18 protein-coding genes and 1 pseudogene are annotated in these 19,962 nt (G+C 33.0%); all 19 read left to right on the forward strand.

The annotated features are described in order from the left end of the window. The first annotated feature begins 1,349 nt into the window (after positions 1–1,349). The 19 genes and pseudogenes from ABXT67_RS03845 to ABXT67_RS03935 all read left to right on the forward strand — a co-directional run bounded on the left by ABXT67_RS03845 (position 1,350) and on the right by ABXT67_RS03935 (position 18,644). A complete protein-coding gene (locus ABXT67_RS03845) occupies positions 1,350–1,913 on the forward strand; it encodes a Crp/Fnr family transcriptional regulator (protein WP_415375967.1) in 564 nt (187 codons plus the stop codon). A gap of 62 nt (positions 1,914–1,975) precedes the next feature. Continuing rightward, positions 1,976–2,554 (forward strand): NAD(P)H-dependent oxidoreductase, encoded by a 579-nt coding sequence (locus ABXT67_RS03850; RefSeq protein WP_415375968.1) that lies wholly within the window; start codon positions 1,976–1,978, stop codon positions 2,552–2,554. A 354-nt stretch (positions 2,555–2,908) separates the two neighbouring features. Further along, on the forward strand, positions 2,909–3,112 hold the full coding sequence (locus ABXT67_RS03855) for a hypothetical protein (RefSeq protein ID WP_415375969.1): 204 nt from the start codon (positions 2,909–2,911) through the stop codon (positions 3,110–3,112). Between the two features lie 12 nt (positions 3,113–3,124). Beyond that, positions 3,125–4,111 carry a serine hydrolase domain-containing protein gene (locus tag ABXT67_RS03860; RefSeq protein WP_415375970.1) on the forward strand — a complete coding sequence of 329 codons (987 nt, stop codon included), beginning with the start codon at positions 3,125–3,127 and terminating at the stop codon, positions 4,109–4,111. 178 nt (positions 4,112–4,289) lie between these two features. Further along, the gene (locus ABXT67_RS03865) at positions 4,290–5,162 is read left to right on the forward strand and encodes a LytR/AlgR family response regulator transcription factor (RefSeq protein WP_415375971.1); all 873 of its coding nucleotides are present in this window, start codon (positions 4,290–4,292) and stop codon (positions 5,160–5,162) included. A 93-nt stretch (positions 5,163–5,255) separates the two neighbouring features. Further along, positions 5,256–6,410, forward strand: a complete 1,155-nt coding sequence (locus tag ABXT67_RS03870) for an acyltransferase family protein (protein ID WP_415375972.1) — start codon at positions 5,256–5,258, stop codon at positions 6,408–6,410. A 211-nt stretch (positions 6,411–6,621) separates the two neighbouring features. Then, positions 6,622–7,260 (forward strand): DUF998 domain-containing protein, encoded by a 639-nt coding sequence (locus tag ABXT67_RS03875; protein WP_415375973.1) that lies wholly within the window; start codon positions 6,622–6,624, stop codon positions 7,258–7,260. 620 nt (positions 7,261–7,880) lie between these two features. Next, positions 7,881–8,051 (forward strand): hypothetical protein, encoded by a 171-nt coding sequence (locus ABXT67_RS03880; RefSeq protein WP_415375974.1) that lies wholly within the window; start codon positions 7,881–7,883, stop codon positions 8,049–8,051. A gap of 230 nt (positions 8,052–8,281) precedes the next feature. Continuing rightward, complete coding sequence (locus ABXT67_RS03885) at positions 8,282–8,962, forward strand: DUF4386 domain-containing protein (protein WP_415375975.1); 681 nt, start codon at positions 8,282–8,284, stop codon at positions 8,960–8,962. Positions 8,963–9,118: 156 nt separating this feature from the next. After that, positions 9,119–10,552, forward strand: coding sequence for an alpha/beta hydrolase (locus tag ABXT67_RS03890; protein ID WP_415375976.1), 1,434 nt, complete (start codon positions 9,119–9,121; stop codon positions 10,550–10,552). 358 nt (positions 10,553–10,910) lie between these two features. Continuing rightward, a pseudogene (locus tag ABXT67_RS03895) lies at positions 10,911–12,161 on the forward strand (serine hydrolase domain-containing protein); the annotation flags it as partial. An 82-nt stretch (positions 12,162–12,243) separates the two neighbouring features. Further along, positions 12,244–13,416 (forward strand): lycopene cyclase family protein, encoded by a 1,173-nt coding sequence (locus ABXT67_RS03900; RefSeq protein WP_415375977.1) that lies wholly within the window; start codon positions 12,244–12,246, stop codon positions 13,414–13,416. A 508-nt stretch (positions 13,417–13,924) separates the two neighbouring features. Next, a complete protein-coding gene (locus ABXT67_RS03905; protein WP_415375978.1) occupies positions 13,925–14,419 on the forward strand; it encodes a hypothetical protein in 495 nt (164 codons plus the stop codon). 48 nt (positions 14,420–14,467) lie between these two features. Then, positions 14,468–14,773 carry a hypothetical protein gene (locus ABXT67_RS03910; protein WP_415375979.1) on the forward strand — a complete coding sequence of 102 codons (306 nt, stop codon included), beginning with the start codon at positions 14,468–14,470 and terminating at the stop codon, positions 14,771–14,773. A 769-nt stretch (positions 14,774–15,542) separates the two neighbouring features. After that, positions 15,543–16,127, forward strand: a complete 585-nt coding sequence (locus tag ABXT67_RS03915; protein WP_415375980.1) for a Crp/Fnr family transcriptional regulator — start codon at positions 15,543–15,545, stop codon at positions 16,125–16,127. Between the two features lie 95 nt (positions 16,128–16,222). Next, a complete protein-coding gene (locus ABXT67_RS03920; protein WP_415375981.1) occupies positions 16,223–16,576 on the forward strand; it encodes a SnoaL-like domain-containing protein in 354 nt (117 codons plus the stop codon). 32 nt (positions 16,577–16,608) lie between these two features. Next, positions 16,609–17,187, forward strand: coding sequence for a YceI family protein (locus ABXT67_RS03925; protein ID WP_415375982.1), 579 nt, complete (start codon positions 16,609–16,611; stop codon positions 17,185–17,187). 305 nt (positions 17,188–17,492) lie between these two features. Beyond that, positions 17,493–17,795 (forward strand): hypothetical protein, encoded by a 303-nt coding sequence (locus ABXT67_RS03930; protein ID WP_415375983.1) that lies wholly within the window; start codon positions 17,493–17,495, stop codon positions 17,793–17,795. A 129-nt stretch (positions 17,796–17,924) separates the two neighbouring features. Continuing rightward, positions 17,925–18,644, forward strand: coding sequence for a helix-turn-helix domain-containing protein (locus tag ABXT67_RS03935; protein ID WP_415375984.1), 720 nt, complete (start codon positions 17,925–17,927; stop codon positions 18,642–18,644). Positions 18,645–19,962: the final 1,318 nt, after the last annotated feature.

The raw sequence follows: 19,962 nt of genomic DNA on the forward strand, positions 1-19,962 counted from the left end.
AAGCAATTTTTGAGAATCTAATAAAAACGGAATTCAAACTAATTTAGCTAAAATTGGGAATTTAGGACAAACATCAATTTTTATATTCAATCTTGAGAATGGAATATAAAAAGCAATAAATTATAAAGGTTACTTGGTTTAAAAAATTAGTTTACCAATCGAGTAGACGACTTTCAGAAATAGCAGGTTTCTTCTCTCTAGATAGATATTTAAGTTTGACCTTAAAATCCTTCCATTTCGAAGCTATTACCAAGAGTTGATACTTACCCCGTGCAATCTTTTTGTAGGTTGGCACAATACCAAAACCTAGCATCTCGAATGTCGAAGGTCTTCATAAACCGATTTTTACTCTCTTCGTGCAAAGTTAGATCTTGTATCTAAGGAGTCTATAAAGGTTATTGCCTAAACGTTTCCCAGCGTCTTTACTCTTAATATTTACAATAAAGTCATCGGTATATCTAACATAACAATACCTTCTCTTTTCCAATTCTTTATCTAACTCATAGAGTAAGATATTGAGGATTCAGGGACTTAAAGGGGAATCTTGCGAAACGTCTTTTCTGTGTTTGCTATGCTACCATTGACAACTTTAGGCGCCCTAAGAAATGGACGCAACAGCTTTAAACTATCCCTACATTTTATCCTTTTGTATCTCAATTACAAAACAATATAGCGTTCTACTTGATCAAAGAAACACTCTAGATCAATATCCACTGTGTTTTGATATCCCGAATTAATTTTAATTAAGCGCTTTACAACTGCTTGATGGGCGTCGCGCTTGGGACGGAATCCATAACTGTGCAGATGTAACGCTAGCTCAAGTATAGGCCTTAATACTAAGCGCAAGGCTTGCTGAAACCCACGGTCTACCAAAGTGGGCATTCCTAGCAATCATCTGTAAAAAAACCTCTTGGGTGTCTCAACACCAGAAATAGAAGACTCCCGATAGTACTCCCATTCCAACCTAACGATAGAACTACTCCATTGGAATTCCAAGATCATCTTGAGTTCAGTAACACAAACACCATCTATCCCTACTGCTCCTTTGTTACAACACACATACTGGTAGGTTTTGTTTAGATTCGCTTTACAACACGCAACCTTGAAGCCTACTAATCATCCAAGCCGTTATCCTCATCCATATGGGACTTGCACCCCATAGATTAATAAACTATATCCAATCTTTTAAAGATGCCCATAATAGGCACACACAACGTGTATAAAAAATAGTGGTTTTAGTATTTAATCCAAAGTTTCTATTTTTGAATTAAGTTTAGTGCTAAATTGAAAAGTCCGTGCTTAGAATCCCATTGCTATACTTACACTAAATGATAGCGAGAATTAAAAAAATGAGAAACTACTTAAAAACATTTAATATACTCTCGAATGAAGACATTGATGTATTCGAAAGTAAAGTAATTCGTAAAACATTAAAGAAAGGCGATTATTTTATCCAAGAAGGTAAAACTTCTAAAGAAGTAGCCTTTGTTGTTTCTGGGTTATTTAGATCGTTTTATTATTCCTCTTCAGAAGAAGAAGTCACTTATTGTTTTACCTTTTCTAACACCTTTCTTAGTGCTTATTCTTCCTTTTTATCGCAAACCAAAACGGTAGAAAATATTCAAGCTTTGACAGATATTGAGTTGTTTACTATTTCACGAGATGAAATTTTAAACTTAGAGGAATCAAGCACAAATTGGCTTCGATTTTTCAAATTCATTGCGGAACAAGAATATATAAAAATGGAGAAAAGAATCTTCATACTACAAAAAGAAAGCGCTGAGAAACGTTATGAAGACCTACTCATCAACCAACCTACATACTTACAATTAATCCCTCTAAACTACTTATCTTCTTATTTAGGGATTACCCAACGCCATTTAAGTCGCATCAGAAAATCGATATCAGATTAGACAAATGTCCTTTCTAAGAAATTTCATACCGCCGTTCTTTGTGAAAAATTAAAGAACAAATCATGAAACAAGTTTTAATCATTAACGGTCATCCCGACAAGCAGAGTTATAATTATGCACTATCAGAAGCGTATTTAAAAGGGGCTAGTAAGACGGATGCAATCTTGACTCAAATTAACATCGCAGACTTGGATTTTAATCCTAATCTGAAGTTTGGGTACAGAAAAAGAACAGAACTAGAACCCGACTTACTTGAGGCTATAGAAAAAATAAAAAAAGCAGACCATATTGTATGGGTGTTTCCGATGTGGTGGTATGGATATCCCGCATTGATGAAAGGATTTATCGACCGCACATTTTTACCAGGAATAACCTTTCAACCTATCGAAGGAAAGGCAATACCAAAAAAATTATTGAAAGGAAAAACAGCAAGAATTATTATAACAGCTGATACCCCTAAATGGTATGATTCCTTATTTATGAAAAGCCCAGCGATCAATCAATTCAAAAAAGGAACTTTAGAATTTTGTGGAATTAGCCTTGTTAAGGTGACCCATATTTCACCTATTAAAGGTTCAAATGCCTATTGTAAAAAGAATTGGTTAGGGAAAATTACGCTGTTAGGTGAAAAATTAAAATAACCACTACCAACAGTGTTTAAAAAACATAGGGTGGTTTGTGCTTAATTCAAAGGCCCGAACTTCCTTATGATTCCACCAAATTTTAAGTGTGGCATTTAAATAAAATTTAAATCGTCTAGAATAAAAAGGTTTAAACTGTGGAATCAAAAATGACACAAAAATTAGGTGGCGTCTTTGTCATTATAGCGGCTTTTATTTACATCTCAACTTTCATTTTATATGGTGGTATATTAGTGTACCCAAATGCAACTACGAGCACAGCGGAAAAATTGAATTACCTACCTCACTTTGTCAAAAGTGAATCTTGCACAACAACCTTAGCCTCAAGTAGAAATCACTCCAACTATATACACTATGATAAAAATTAAAACAGCAATAATTTTACTGATATTGGGAGTAAACCTTCAAGTCTGTATCTCTCAAGATATTGATTTTAAAATACTTGATAATTATTTTATTGAGAATATAGATAGTGGAAAAATAGCCGGTGCAATTACTTTGATTGCAAAGAATGACGAAATCCTACATTTAAAATCTTATGGATATAGTGATGTTTAAAACGCTGTTACAATGAATACTGAAGGAGTAATTCCGATTGCCTCCATGACAAAGATTATGACTACAATCGCTATCCTACAACTTTATGAGAAAGGTGCTTTTTTGTTGGATGATCCAATTGAAAAATATATTCCGGAATTCAAGAAAGTAAAAGTCCTGACGAGGCCTGACTCTTTCTCTTCCGAAGCGTTGACAATAAAACCCACAATTCGTGACTTCTTACGTCATACTTCTGGGATAGATTATAGTGATGTAGAGCGTTACACCGATAAACTATATCTAAAGGCAGGTTTTAAACAATGGAATAAACCTCTTGAAGACTTTATATCCGCAATAACCGAAATTCCTCTTGCGTTCCAACCAAATAAAAAATGGAATTATGGGTACTCCCACGATATTTTGGGCTTTTTAGTTAAAAAAGTGACTGGAACACCATTGAACCAGTATTTCAAAAGCACTATTTTCAACCCCTTAAACATGAAAAACACGGATTTTTATGTTCCCAAAAACAAATCATATAAGCTTTCAAACTTATACATATACGAAAAAGGTAAATTGATTATTGAAGACCATCGAGATTCTTCAATTTATAATACACTCCCAAGCGCAATATCGGGAGGTGGCGGATGGTGGAGTCCTTATGGAGGGGTAGTTACATCAATCGATGATTTTTATATCTTAGCAAAGATGTTACTTAACTTCGGGAGTGATAATAATACTGTAATTCTTAAGCCCGAAACGATTAGATTAATGATTGCAAATCAAATTGGAGATTTGGACGCTTATGGAAATAAATATGGGTTGGGGCTTGGTGTTGAAATAGCGAATAACGGCGATACAAAAGAAATCTTTTGGGCGGGTGGTCCATATAATTCCTACTTTTGGATTGATTATGAAAAAGAAATAATTGGAATCATGTTTACAAATACAGCTCCGCTCGGACATTTAGGAATGATGGATACCTATAAAAAATTAACAGAAGATGCATTAGATAAATAAACACCAGCGACTAAATTGTTGTACAAATAATGGCAGGAAAGTGTTAACTTTTAAATCTTCTAGCCCACTCAAATTGAGTAGCGATTTAACAGGCAAGTGCGACGAAAGCTGCCATTACTAACACAGTTTTCCCTTACTTGCAAGCTGAAAAATATAACGTAACAGTTAATACTATTAAATGAAAATTAAGGCATATATAAAGCAGGCTTATCCGTTTTATTATGAAGACTTTAAAAAAGTTTTTATACTCCTTTTTGGTGTGGCCATTATAAGCTTTCTGTTTACCTATTTGTTTGAGCCATTTGATGTTAACCAAGCTGAGCACAAAATAAGTAGTTTATGGATTGTAATAGTGCATGCGTTTATGCCTATACCCATTGCTCTAGGCTACCTTTTTATACTCCATAAAACAGTAAAGGATAAAAGACAGTGGACGATTGGCAAGGAATTTTTAAATCTAGCACTTCTGCTCTTTTTAATTGGTCTTACCAGTTTTTTTCTCCGGGATTTTATTTATACGAATCCTGATAACTGGTCATTTCGCTACTTGTGGGAGGAAATTCGGAACACTTTTTTGGTAGGTAGCTTAATTTTAATGATCATTTTACCACTAAACCTTGAACGATTATTGAATAGTCACTTTAACTTTTTAAAACAAATAACGACTCCGTCATCAATCATAAAAAGAAGCAACTCTATACACATAAACACACCCATAATAGGAGAGCAATTTGAAATAAACATGGAGACATTTCTTTTTGCAAAAGTAGAGGGTAACTATATCGAAATTGTCTACAGCAGTGTGACCGGAATAGGGAAATTGTTAAAGCGAATGACTTTAAAAGAATTTGAAGAACAGTTAAGCCCCTTTCCTTATGTATTTAAAGTTCATCGCTCTTACTTGGTAAATCTGCAGACTATCGAATCCATTTCAGGCAATGCTCAAGGATATTTGCTTCGCTTAAAAAACTTTTCTGAAGGGACTATTCCAGTATCCCGATCCAAGATTCAAGAATTTAATCGTGTTTTTACAAATTGCAATAAAAAGTAGGTTTGTATTTCGTCACTTTAGATTGTCATTTGTCACTTAGCCCATGCCATCACTGACATTGTTGTTATATTTGCCATCAAAAATTCAAGATTAATGGATACTACAACAAGAAGATACGATTTAGATTGGTTACGTGTTATTGCCATTTTAGCCGTTTATTTCCATCATTTAGGTATGCCTTTTAATGGCGACGGTTTTCATATTATGAATTCTGAATCTAGTAAATTGTTAGACGACATTATGGTCTACTTTGAACAATTTAGACTGCCACTACTCTTTTTAATATCTGGTACTGGAACCCTACTTGCTTTTTCTAAAAGGACTTGGAAGCAATTTTCTAAAGAGCGCACCGGCAGACTTTTAATTCCACTCATTTTTGGTATACTATTTATTGTACCACCACAAACATATTTTCAATACATCAATGAATATAGCTCTTACTGGCAGCTATACACGAGCGGTCGATTTGAAACAAACCACCTTTGGTTTATAGAAAATCTTTATATTATTTCTTTACTTGTGATTCCACTAATTATTTTTCTTAAATCTCAAAAGTCTCAAGGTTTTAAAACTTGGTTTGAAAGAATATCTTCTCATAAAATGGGGCTATTGTTAGGGGGATTACCCTTAGTAATCCTAACAGTAGTGCTTAAACGATATTACCCGACTGGCTCATCTTCTCTAACCAATTTTTCGGAAACGTTCTTCTATACCTACTTCTTTATTACAGGAATTTTATTTGCGAGCTCACAACTGTTTTGGGAAAACCTAAAAAAATACAGACGCTTTCACCTTGTTACTTTTATAATTAGCACACTATTGTTCTATAGTTATTACTTCGTACCTAACGATTTTATTGAACCCTATTTAAGCACTTCTGTTCGTTGGGATATTTGGTATGGCTTATGTTGTTTGTTGGGATGGTGCTTTGTTTTGACATTGTTAGGATATGGACAAGTTTACCTCAATAAACCTAGTCTTTGGCTAAAAAGGATGAACGAGGCTATTTACCCATTTTATATATTACATCAAACAGTAATAGTGATTTTTGGATATTATATTATTCAGCTGAATGTAAATATCCCTGTTAAAATGATACTGCTTTTTATTAGCTCATTTTTTGTCATTGTACTCTTATATCGTTTATTAATATATCCTTTTAAAATTACTCGAGTGCTCTTTGGAATGAAAAAGAATAACGAAAAACGTAAGAATGTAACAGCTTTTAAAACTGAGAAATTAGTCTAATTATAAAACTAAATGTCAATGGTTTGTACTATTGCAAATCACAATTAAAAAAGCCAGCAGGTAACACCGTGTAAATTAATTACTAGTTTTTGTTAATTTACGAAAGTCCTCACGGATTTTCTTGGTTAGTTTTTATTTACTAAATTATTCGCTTAAAACACGCAACTAAATTTATACAAACGCGTTGCTTGAAATTTAAAAAAAACAATTAATGAATAGTAAAACAATCTTTTTAGTAGGCGTAATTGGTGTAATTTTATTTGTAATTAGCTGTGTTATCGGTGGGCTTTTAATCGATAATTATAGCATAACTCATCAATATATTAGCGAAACTTTTGCAATAGATACTGAATACGGAATAGTATTAAGAGTCTTTGGGCATATTCCAAGTGGAATTTTATTTGCAATTTTTAGCATTCTTGGATACAAGTATTTTCCTTCTTCTAATTTAACTAAAATCGGGTTTTATGGACTTGGTCTATTCTATGGTATCGGAACCATTGTGGTTTCAATATTTCCATGCGATAGTGGTTGTAATAACGAATTTATCGACCCAAGTATTTCACAAGTGATTCATAATTTAGCAGCTTTATTAATATATACTTTCGTACCTATTAGTATGATCGTAACTGGTATTGGATTAAAGAAATTCTCAAATTATAGAAGCCTTTCAAATATAGCTTTAGTTCTAGGAGTACTAAATATTCTGTTTGTCTCTGTATTGATTTCTGAACTCAATTCAGAATTTGGAGGTCTTTATCAACGAATTATTGAATCTTTAATTTTAATTTGGATAATTGCTTGTGCTTTAAAAATAAAAAGAACAGCAGTTAACAAAGAACTGAGGTAAAAAAATAACTCTTTTCTACTTTAATTTGAAACACTAGTAGTCTAGGCTCATGGATTCATAAAACTGATTCTTTGAGCTTTTTAAATTGGCTATTCTCTATTTATTTAGGCAAAACAAAAACGTAACTTTCATCATATGGCCTGCCTGATTTTAAGATGGCAAAACATTGCTTGATTAGCTTGTTCGAGGCCGATTTCAAAAGCTATTATGGCCACTGAATTTTTCAGTATTCAGAGATATAAAGTTGGAAAACCAACTAGAGCATATTCAAAAAGCCCCTTTGCCTTGTAACTTCCTATTTAGAGATTACACAGCAGCATTTAAGTCACATCAGAAAAGCACTATCAAATGAGACAAATGTCCTTTCTAAGGAATTTCACTATACCATTCTTTGTGAAAAAATAAAACATACTAAAAGTAAAAACAGTATTATTATCTGCGATTCGCAGCAACAAATTCAGTTCATAATCGTCACATTAAAAAACAGTAAGATGAAAGGAATTCTATTTACAATTATATTAATTTTAATGACCTACATATTTTCGTATTCTCAAGAAACAACAAAAAAACAAATTGTCTGTGGGTAGGACGGCAAACCGTATCGTAATTTTGATTACGTCTTGGGAGAATGGGACTTTTTAACTGCTGACGGCAAAAAAATTGGGGAGCAGGTTTATACGAAAAAAGAAGAAGGCTGTTTAATTGTTGAAGAATGGACAACGCTTTCGGGAATTACGGGCACAGGCATGACCTTTGTTGATCCAGCCACAAAGCTTTGGAGACAAGTATGAATGAGTCCTTCGTTTCATATCGATTACTTAGGGAGTGTTAACGAAAATGGTGATATGATTTTGGAAGGTATTATGTACCCAAACAATGGTGAAAAAAGTTTACCGGTAAGAGGTGTGTGGATCAAATAAAGCGACGGTACAAGACGGCAGGAGTTTCTTAAATACAACGAAGAAAACAGCGCGTGGAATTCATTTTTTCTAGGATTTGCACACCCAAAGACAAAAGGACAATGACACCGATTAAGAAATCAAGATTAGCGGGAATTACTTACCTTACCACAGTATTAACAGTTCTTTTCAGCTTAATGTATGTACCTAATAAGCAAATCGAACTCGATAACATAGCTACGACAGTCCTAAATATAAGAGACCATAGGGGACTCTTCGCGTCTGGTGTAATCAGTGAACTACTTTGTTATATTGCCCTTTTGATTTTACCCTTGGTACTATATCCCTCCCTTAAAAAACACAATCTTAGTTTGGCTAAAATTATGGTCAGTTTGGTATTAGTAGCCGCGCCTATATCTTGTTTAACCGTAGTTTATAAAATTAATATCCTTAGTTTTTTAAATGATCCGAACATGAAAGCGGACCAAATACAAACCTTGACAAGTATTTCCTTCAAATCGTATCACAACACAACTAGAGTAGCAAGTATATTTTGGGGATTATGTTTAATTCCTTTCGGTTATCTTGGATATACTTCCGGTCATATACCAAAGGTATTAGCTGTTTTTTTGATTATTGGGGGTTTAGGATACCAAATCAATTTTATAGGTTATCTACTAATGCCTGAATTTAACCAGACCATTATTCCGCGAATTGCCAAAATCCCTTCAAGTATTGGAGAAATTGGAACGTGCCTTTGGTTATTGATTGTAGGAATGAAAAAAGAAGGTAAATACGTATAAAAAAATAGCTATTAAAGTCTTTAACAAAGGTATTTGTGAAGACCGCTAAATTTGTAAATTTACTACCTACATTATATGTTAAAGTCACCTATTTTTAACAAAGGTTAAACGTAAGATATACGTGACCTTACCCGCAAGCTAAAAAAACACGCAACGATGAAATTAAAAATTAGTGCATCACTTCTCATTTTAGGCGTCCAAACTATTTTTTGGGGTCAAAATCTTGAGATTAAACCGTACGAATTTATTTCAAAAGCTCAGGATACGGTACAAGCAGAATTAGGGACTTTTAACGTTATAGAAGACCGAGCAAATGGAGGAAAAGATACTATCCAACTTTCTTTCGTTCGATTTAAAAGCACCAATCCAAATCCGAAAAGCCCCATCATATATCTATCGGGTGGACCTGGCGGTTCAGGTACTGGAACTGCCAGAGGTGGAAGGTTTGAACTTTTTATGAAACTTCGCGAAGTAGCCGATGTAATTGCCTTTGACCAACGTGGTACTGGAAGGTCTGAAAAACTTCCAAATTGTCCTTACACCGCAGAATTTGAACTTTCTAAACCAACGTACAAAAAAGAATACATCGTCAAAACAACAGCTAACATTTCGAAATGCTTGGACTATTGGAACGCAAAAAATATAAACCTAAAGGCATACAATACTTCCGAAAGCGCAAAAGACTTGGATGCTTTGCGAAAAGCTTTACATACTGATAAAATTTCACTTTGGGGAATTAGCTATGGTTCACATCTCGCATTTGAATATATCAGGTTGTTCGAGAAAAACATAGACAAAATGGTACTTGCAAGTTTGGAAGGCTCAAATGAAACAATAAAATTACCAAAGGACACAGAAAATTTCGTTTTCCAAATTGCAGAAAACGCAGAAGATAATTATGGTTCTGAAATTAAATATAAAGACCTGAAATCAAAAATTATAGCTGTTCACAAAAGACTTAAAGAAAACCCTGTTACAAGTTCATATAAAAACAGGAGTGGCGTATATGACACCGTTGGTATTTCTAACTTCGAATTACAATCAGCAATTGCGACGTTCTATCTTAAAAATCCAACGGATAGCAAAAAATTACCAAAAATATATACCCAAATGTATACTGGTAACTTTTCAGAAATAGCGTCGGATGTTATGGTAATGAAAAAATATATTTTCAACCGGATTAGCCCAATGGCTTTTGCTATGGATATGCAAAGTGGTATTTCAGAGGAACGCCGTAAAAAAGTTAGCGAACAAATCGATACATCCATTTTAGGAAGTTCGATAAACTTCTTACTCTTCGAATGGATGATGCATATTAATTTTCCACAACTGCCCAACGAATTTAGAGAAATGGGAGTAAACGAAGTAGATGCTTTGCTTTTGAGCGGAACACTGGACGGTCGAACGTATGTAAATGCGGGAATAGAAATAGCCAAAAAATTTAAAAACGGCCAACACGTAATTATTGTAAATGCTGGACACGATTTGTATATGCAATCACCGCTGATAGGCGGTTTAGTATTAGACTTTTTAAAAGGCAAGGATTTAAACTTAAAAAAAATAGCTTTAGCACCAATAACATCAGAATAAAACCGTGCCTAATAAGTAGTATATAATTTATTGCTTGTTCGAGCTTAGTTACGAAAATTGCTTCGCCAGTAAGCTCAGATCGAGTCTACTGCATTTTTCTATCTGTAATCTGTTTCATAAGTTTAGTGCTTAAAATACGCAACTAATCTTATAATAAGCGTCCCCTGTAATTTGGATTGTAACCAATTGAATATTTATTCGTCTTCTTACTTATTAATTAAACAAGCAAAATGAAAAATAAAAGTTTAACTTTGATTATATTATGTATAATATCAATTTCAGGAAATTCTCAGAATATTGAAAAGAATTTGATCTTTTATTAAACAAGGAATATCCAACTTATGGCCCAGGTGCTTCAGCTTTAGTAGCTATTAATGGAAAAGTGATTTATCAAAAGGCTTTCGGGAAAGCCAATTTAGAGTTAGGTGTAAATATGACGCCCAACAACGTATTTGAAATTGGATCAATTACAAAACAATTCACGGCGGTTTCTATATTGATGCTTGTTGAACAAGGAAAATTAAAATTGGATGATGAGATTACTAAATATATAGAAGACTATCCAACCCATGGTCATAGCATAAAGATACACCATTTACTTTCTCATACATCCGGTATTGGAACCTTTACAGCTTCAGATGAATGGTATAACAACAGAAAAAAAGATTATACTAAAGAAGAATTTATCAGTCTGTTTAAAAAACTACCTATGCTTTATGCGCCCGGTAAGAAATACCACTACAGTAATACTGGCTATTTTTTATTGGGTATAGTCCTTGAAAAGATTTCTAACCAATCATATGTAGCATTTATTAATGAATACATTTTTAAACCGTTAGAAATGAAAAATTCCTATTATGGCAGCAAATCAAAAATCACCTTAAACCGAGCCTCCGGATATAATAATGCAAAAAATAAAATAGAGGAAGATTTTAATGATAGTGAGACTGTTTATGCAGAAGTAATACATTTTTCTCATTTTCATAGTGCAGGTGCTATTCTATCGACAGTAAATGATCTTTTCCTTTGGAATAGAGCTATAAGAAATAACAAACTCATTAACGAAAAAAATACAATCAAGGCTTTTACAAACTATCAATTAATAGACGGGGGAAATACAAACTATGGATACGGCTGGGCCATAGACGAAATAAATGGTATTCCATCCATAGAACACAACGGGGGCACCTTTTGCTTCAGGAGCAATAGTATTTATTTGCCAAAAGAGGATGTTTTTGTTGTTGTTTTATCTAATCGTACCTATAGCAATCCCGATTACGTTTCAACTAAAATGGCAGCCCTTGCAATCAACAAACCATACAAAGAGATAGATAAAAACAACATAAATATCGATTCTGAACTTCTGCAAAAAATTATCGGGACTTATGAATTTGAGGACGGGGCTATAAGGATAATCTCACAAGAAAATAATGAATTATATAGTCAGAGACTAAATGGGAATAAACTTAAAATCTATTCGGTTGCAAACAATAGATTCTATTTTCTCAATAGTTTTACCAATTTAACGTTTAATTTTAATACAAATAAACAACCCTCTGTTATTTATGAAAATAGAATCTATAAAAGTAAAGGAGTAAAAGTGAAGTAACGCTGCATAAAACAATAAATATAAGCCATATAAGAAACGGCTCCTATAATCAAAGTTCCCTACAGGCAAAAAAAACAACAGAATGAAATACGATTATATTATTACGGGTTCAGGCTGTGCAGGATTAAGCCTACTCTATAGAATTCTAAAAGATCCAGTTTTACAAACTAAAAAAGTCCTGGTACTAGATAAAGCCGAAAAAAAGACGAATGACAGGACTTGGTGTTATTGGGAAAAAGGCAAAGGACTGTTTGAGCCAATAGTCACTCACGAATGGAAAGAGCTTGAGTTTTTAACTTCAGATCTAACGAAGAGATTCAAGTTGGAACATTATAGTTATAAAATGATTAAAGGCATCGATTTTTATAATCTTGTTTTAAACTTTAGCAAAGCGTTTGAAAACGTCACTTTTAAATATGAAAATGTGAGGCAAATTCAAATCGAAAATGATATTGCTTTTGTCGAGACTGAAAATGCTAAATACGCTGCCGAATATATTTTTAATTCTACGAACCTTTTTAATCCTGAAATAAATACGCAGAATTCGCTCTTACAACATTTTGAGGGTTGGGTAATTAAAACAAATAAACCGTCTTTTAACACTGAAATTGGCACGCTAATGGACTTTAGATTGCACCAAGAGCATGGTGCAACTTTTATGTACGTTCTTCCCACCACGGCAAGAGAGGCACTTGTAGAGTACACATTGTTTAGCGAAAAAGTGCTAGACAAGGAAAAATACAAAGTAGCATTAGAAAACTATATAAAAGACTATCTAAAAATTGAGGATTACGAAATTACACACAAAGAGTTTGGGATAATACCAATGTCTTTAGCGAACTTTTCCAGAAGTCCAAATTCTGAAAAAAGGATCATCAATATCGGAACCGCTGGCGGATTTACAAAAGCAAGTAGCGGTTATACTTTTCAGTTTATTCAAAAAAACACAAAGAAAATTGTAAACAATCTACGAAATGGAAATTTTCCAAATCCAAAAATTACTTTTCGAGACAAAATGTTCCAATGGTATGACCGAACTTTATTAGAAGTACTTATTTCTGAAAAGATGACAGGAAAAGAAATATTCTCAATGATGTTCAAAAAACTCTCGCCAGAGAAAATTTTAGCTTTTTTAGGTAATGAAAGTAGTTTTAAAGATGATATTAAAATAATGAATAGCTTACCGAAAACACCTTTCCTTATAGCTGGTCTTAAACAACTAATTAAGCCACAAACCAACGAACCCATCAAGTGACAGAGAACTGAGCTAAAGAACAATTCTTATATTTATCAATTTAGGACATTAGTATTTTAGGCTCATAGATTTACTTTGTTTGAGCAGCTTATTCGAGACTGGTATCAGTGCGCCCTTTCTTGCAATTACCCATATTCATGATTCACTCATACACCTTTTTGAAAGCGCTATTATCCTTATAAACATTGAACGAAAATAGTCTTAGGTTCCTTAGCTTTCTAAGACATTAAAAACGCATTATAAAGGAATTTACTTTGTGGACAATTGTCCTATCTCAATCGTCATTAGGGTTTTAATTTTGCTCAAGTTAATTTAAGAAACAAAAAAGATGAGTAGTGCGATTTTAATTATTGACGGAACTGGTTTGATAAGAAAAATCGTTCATAATATGCTTTCCAAAAGAGACCCACAGTCAAAAATCCTAATTATGACTTGATAAAAAGACTTAATTCCAAATCATATCCAGTTAGATGTAAATGACTTAGAATCATTTGAATCATTTGAATCATTGAAAAATCATTCTATAAATGTAATTATCGTTTGCACAAAAGACACAAATAATCACGTTTTGACTTATGCTGTAAAACATAAAATTGATTATATTAATATTACAAAACCTTCAAATGAATTATTAAAGGCTCGTGATAGCATCAAACATAATTTAATCGAAAGTAAAATTGTGTTTAGTTCAGGGTGGATGGGTGGCATTGCACCATCATTACTTTATTCTACTGGTATATTGGCAAATGAAATACAAAGCGTCAAAATGATGATTTATTACTCTACTAAAGATAAAGCAGGCAGTAGTTCAGCCGATTTTATGGCTAATAATGTCAGTAACTTATTTGTCTTTTATCAAAATAATTTAGCTAAAAAAACTGAGCATTTTTTAGATGAAGAGGATATCATATTTCATTTTGATAATCAAAAAAGAAAAGTATCTGACTTTGATATTCCAGATTTATATATTTTTAATCAAATAGAACAAATTCCAAATGTATGAGCCAAAATGACATTTGATTCTAAAGTAGTTACCGCTATATTGCCCTTTATGCAAAAAATAGGATTTTTTAATATTTTAGGCTTTAGAGAAAAGAAATGGGTTTTTGGCGGTGGTGGAAATGGTGACATTTTATCCTTTGAAATTATATATTCTGACGATACATCAAAAGAAAATAGAACCGTCTTGAAATGTGAAGAGGGGCAATCAGAACTTACCGCTTTTTCAACAGTGCTTCACGTTGAAAAAATGCTTGAAAATTCAAATCCAAACAGCATTCATTTTAGTCACCAGTTGCATGAACCCAAGAAATTTATTGATTCATTAACTTCAAATAAATCAATAACAATACACTAGTTTATGATGAAAAACATTTTAATCAGTCGTGGTCATCTAAACAAGGACAGTCTAAACTTTGTCTGTATATAAAACCGAAATAGCGTACTTTACCCCTGTTCTAAATTCCTTAAATCATCCTTTACCAATACTATAAAATTAGCCAGGCATGAATAAAGAAGTTGAACCTTTAGATAGGCTCAGGATAACTCTAGTGAACCATTGATGAGCTGTCTAGAAGTAGCAGCCTCCAGTCAAAAGTTCGAGGGTGGAACGTAAAGAAAATGTCCATAGGATATTTTAGCGAACAAACCAGCTGTTCTGCGTGGCCTATACAGAGTGAAAATTAAGGTTAACAATAGCATTAATTAAAAAGATAACTTCTTTATTATTTGTGAGGCTTACATCCTTCAGATGGCAAGAGCTTTATTTGGGCTTATTTACAGAACTTGGGGAGCTGCTTATGAATTATAGGCCTGTGCAAGGCTAGCCTAAAAAAAAGATTCGCTACAAATCAAAGGGAAATATACAATCGAGAGACAGAATACCAAAGGTTTAAGTAAAGGCGAGCTCATTTGTAGTAATGTTGACGGTTTTGTAATGGACTTGGCGCAAGGGGATGCGCTAATTATATTTACAATTTGCCAACTTGCAAAAGGATGCGCTTATATTTGTAAATTAACAGACTCGTATGAAGGAAGACTTTCAAGCACGTTTCTGTGGGGGGCTTGGGGTGAATTTTCTCTTGTCTACTCGAATACATCACGTTAGCTACAATCTGAAAAAACTTATGAATCATAAACCTTTATTAGATTACATAAATAAATATATCAACTTAACTACTGAAGAAGAAGCTGTTTTGATTTCTAAAGTCGTTCTTAGAAGTTACCTTAAAGACCAATATATCTCACAACAAGGTGATATTTGCAAAAGCGTCAATTTTATTATTGCTGGATGTACAAAAACATTTTATATGGATGAAGAAGGACAAGAACATATTGTGATGTTCTCCATTGAAGATTGGTGGACCTCTGACTTAGGAAGTTTTATAACGCAAACTCCTGCCGACTTTAACGTTCAATGTATAGAGAGTACAAAGCTTATTCAGTTTTCCTACGATAATCTTGAAGCGCTATATAAAGAGATTCCCAAACTCGAACGTCTTTTTAGAAAGATTGTAGAACGTGCTTTTGCGGCTTCACAAAAACGTATCATTAGAAATTTTAGCCTTACTGCTAAAAAGCGTTATCAAAATTTTAAGAAATCCCACCCAGAAATTAATCAACGTGTTCCTCAATATATGATTGCTTCATATTTAGGGGTTACTAAAGAGTTTTTAAGTAAAATTAAAAGCCAAATCATACAAAATCAATAGATGTTAATCTAGATTAACATCATTTCATAAGCTACATCATTTTTTATACATTTATTGTTTTAGACATTTGTACCATAATATTTAAAACAAAAAAGATGAATACATTATTAGAAAAAATTAGCACAATTAATGACATGATACTTGAAGGAAAAGCTTTAGAAGCTTTTGATCAATTCTATCATGATGATATTGTAATGCAAGAAAATAACAATCCGGTTGTTGAAGGAAAAGCAGCAAATAGAAAACGGGAGGAAGATTTCTTTGGAGCCATTACAGAATTTAGAGGCGCTAAACCTTTAAAAGTAAGTGTTGGAGAAAACACAACTATGGTAGAGTGGCATTTTGATTATACTCATAAAGATTGGGGTATTAGAAACTACACACAAGTTGCTGTGCAAGACTGGCAAGACGGAAAAATAATAAAAGAGAAATTTTACTACGGAGCATAATTTAAAGTATCAACAATTTAAAAATAATAAAAATGAAAAATTCAATTAAAAATATTGCTACACTAGTAATCGTAGCATTTATGACATTTTCTTTTGCAACAGTAGAAGGAGATAAAAAAGATATTAAAGTAGATAACAGTAAGGTCGTTTGGAAAGGTTATAAAGTAACTGGCTCTCATGAAGGCGTTATTTCAATTAAATTTGGACACCTTAATTTTGACAAAGAAAAATTGACTGGAGGACTTTTTGAAATGGATATGTCAACCATCTCAGTTACCGATTTAGAAGGGGAATCCAAAGGACAATTAGAAGGCCATCTAAAATCTAATGATTTTTTTGGAGTTGAAAAATTTCCAACCGCAACATTGCTCTTTACTAAAGTAAAGTCACTTGGTAAAAATTCTTATGAAGTATCAGGAGACATCACTATTAAAGGGAAAACAGAAACTGTTTCATTTAATGTTTCCGTTTACGGCAGTAAGGCCAGTGTATCGTTAAAAATAGATAGAAGCAAATTCGATGTAAGATACGGCTCTACAAGTTTCTTTGATGGACTAAAAGATAAAGCAATTTATGATGAGTTTGATTTAGTTGCAGATTTAGCGTTTTAATAAAATTCCTTAATCACAGGAAGAATTCAATTCTATTGGTATTAGAAAAACTAATACCTAACAGCATATATAAAGACGGCACGATTAGCGCAAACCAAACGGTTTGCGCTTTTGTATTATCTTTACCCCATAGGAAATGTATCCTTAAATAAGCTTCTACTTCTTATATACAAACACGTTAGTCACAAACATAATCATAAATTCAACACATATATTATGATTTTAATTCAAGAAATAGCACCATACATGATGACTTCATATTTAGACGTTAGCGCAGAAACTATTAGAAAGAAAATTATACTTAAATGAGCTATTTCTATGTCGCCTCTAGTGGGCTGATTCTTATTTTTATTTTCCTGATTCTTAGAAGAAAACGTAAAAGTAATGCAGATTATCTCTTAATAGGAATCAATGTTTTAATAGGGTGTTTTATGCTGGCTGATGTTTTCATTCAATGGAAACTAACTTCTGAAACTGTTGTGTTTCAAAATGTCATTCCGCTCCTCCTTTTTCCAACCTTTTTGGGTATTTATTACAATTTACCCATCACAATAGAAAAATTCATCGCGGCTGGTATTTACTCTTTTTTCCTGCCCTTGTTTTATTGATCCTGAGTCTATAGATCATTATGTACTATTAAAATATAACAATCAGTATCAGACCATTTCAATGCTCCAACTATTTGGTGTCAACTCATTTTCAAAGGATCTCAGCTCTTATTTATTGGAACACTCATCTTGCTGCTGAAAGCCTTAAATAAGTTTGATAAAAGACTCAAGGCAGCTTATTCGGCTATTGAGACTGTAAATTTACGCTGGCTGAAACATTTCACATGGATCTATTTATCTTGGACCGTAATCACCTTCATCCTACTTCTAAGTCAAAACTTAGGCTTTCTGCCCATAGAAATAAATCAAGTTTTCGGAATTGTATATGGTGTTTTGGTATGTTCAGTATTTTATTTGAACAATCAAGGAATTCAACACTACGCCCTATCACAAGTGTATCCTTCAAAAGGAGATTTCTCAACAGCTATTATTGCTTTAGCGCCTGAAAAGCATAAAGCAAATAATGATTCAGATAATACACATCTGCTTAATGATAAGGAAAAAGCGCTAGAGACTGAAATAATTTCTCCTATTGAAAGAGAAAATCTTTATTTAGAACCTACAATTAATTTAGAGAGTTTAGCCTCACGACTTCGAAAGAGCAGGCATCAAATTTCAAAAATAATTAACGTAAAAGAAGATCGTTCTTTTTATGATTTAATTAATGGATATCGAGTAAAACATCTCCAAAAAATGCTTGACAATCCCAAAAAAAAACAGTTTACTATTCTTTCTTTAGGGCTTGAAAGTGGATTTAACTCGAAGGAGTCTTTAAACCGTATTTTCAATAACACCAAAGGATTAACCCCTAAACAACACCTAAACACGAAGTCTCAACCTATCCCATAGTGCTACAAATAAGTCTCACTTGATAGTGTGAGGCGACCAGTGATTGTTTTCAGAATAGATTTGCATCTAAATTAATTAGAAAACTTATTTGTACAAAAAACTTTAAATTTTTATTATTCGCCGAATCAATTGTACGCTAAACAGCAACTTTTGCTCAAGAATGGAAGACCGACAAAAAAATCAATGTTGTATTCGGCTTAACACAACCCTTACTTGTTGATGGATTCAATATTGAGGGGAATTACATACACAATCAATTTATTTTTGGATATTCTCATGGTGTATCATTAGATTTCTCTGGGAGTAGTGCTACGTCAGATATAGAAAGGCAAGGAGTCGCAGCGCATATGCCTTGGACAACGGGATTTGGTGTAGGTTATAGACTAAAGGAATGGCTTAATGTACGCGTTGAATCAAAATGGCATAGATTCGAATTCTATTATGATGGAGAAAGTAAAACTAGTGTCAATGAAATAGACTCCTTCAATACCTTTAGTTAAGGGGTTGTATTATATGGACAATTTCAGCCTTTTAAAAACAGTATTTCTTTTGTAAAAGGTATTGTAATTGCGCCAAGTATACGTTTTTGGCCTACAGTTTCCTCATCATTAGACGGTGATTCCTTCTCTTATAATAATAAAAACACGGGTGCTATGGAAACACTTGAAGTACTAGATCCTGGTGTTGGACTCTCCCCTTTTCTTTTTAACATAAGTATCGGGTATTCTTTTGACCTTAAAAGGAAGAAAAAATAGGGGTAAGCATAATTTGGAATTATAAGAAATATTTTAACAGAGTCCTGCGTCGCGAATGCAACAAGGACTCTGTTTTCGCGCTTCAAAACGCACCCCAAACCATCGCATAAATTCGTTAGTAAGAAAACCAATGTTTTTTTGGGGATGCTTCACTTTGGCTTTTAAAATTAAAAAAAAAGCAACTAAAAATAAATGCAATTGGCTAACATTATTTATAGCTGATGGCGGTTTATTCTGAAATTAAATAGCATAACAATTAATAAATCATTGCTAAAATTAAATTTTACTACCTCTAAAAGGGAAAGTAACATCAGGTTAAACGTTGTCGTATAATTGGGCTTCCTAACAAAGAGAACGAGACATTTATAGCATCAGATACTTCTTTTTTATTCGGACAAATTTTAGAAACAACTCGAAAACCATTGTATAAAATATAAAAAGAGTTGCCAGGGTATTAAGTCTTGCGTTGTATTTAATTGACCACTTTCTTTGCCTTTTTTAAGATAATTATAAGATACCTTCTGAAAAGTGGATTAATAATTATTCCAACAGCCATAGAATAC

This window comes from Patiriisocius sp. Uisw_017, from assembly GCF_047731265.1.
GTDB lineage: Bacteria > Bacteroidota > Bacteroidia > Flavobacteriales > Flavobacteriaceae > Patiriisocius.